The organism is Nonomuraea sp. NPDC048916, assembly GCF_040649575.1.
In the GTDB taxonomy this organism is placed as follows: domain Bacteria; phylum Actinomycetota; class Actinomycetes; order Streptosporangiales; family Streptosporangiaceae; genus Nonomuraea.
This window is the reverse complement of sequence record NZ_JBEZFS010000290.1, coordinates 1-379: the sequence shown is the minus strand read 5'-3', so window position 1 is coordinate 379 and position 379 is coordinate 1. Positions and strand designations below refer to the sequence as shown.

Genomic DNA, 379 nt, shown 5'->3' with positions numbered 1-379 from the left:
CAACACGCTGCTGAAGGGCGTGGTCGAGGACGGTACGGGTACGGAGGCCGGCCTCGGCAGCCGTCCCAGCGCGGGCAAGACCGGTACGACGGACGGACGCTACGCGGCCTGGTTCGTCGGCTACACGCCGAACATGGCGGCCGCGGTCTGGGTCGGCGACCCGGCGCACAAGCGGCGCATGGTCAACATCACCATCGGCGGCACCACCTGGGCCAAGGTCTACGGCGGCCAGGTCCCGGGCCCGATCTGGCGCGACATGATGTCGGGCGCGCTCCAGGGCAAGCCGGCCCCGGACTTCAACCTGATCAACATCCCGGACAGCAACGCGGACAAGGACAAGGGCGGCGACGAGGGGAACAACGGCGGCAACGGGAACGGG

1 pseudogene is annotated in these 379 nt (G+C 70.2%); it reads left to right on the top strand.

The annotated features are described in order from the left end of the window. Positions 1-379: pseudogene (locus tag AB0C16_RS40900) on the top strand (penicillin-binding protein); the annotation flags it as partial.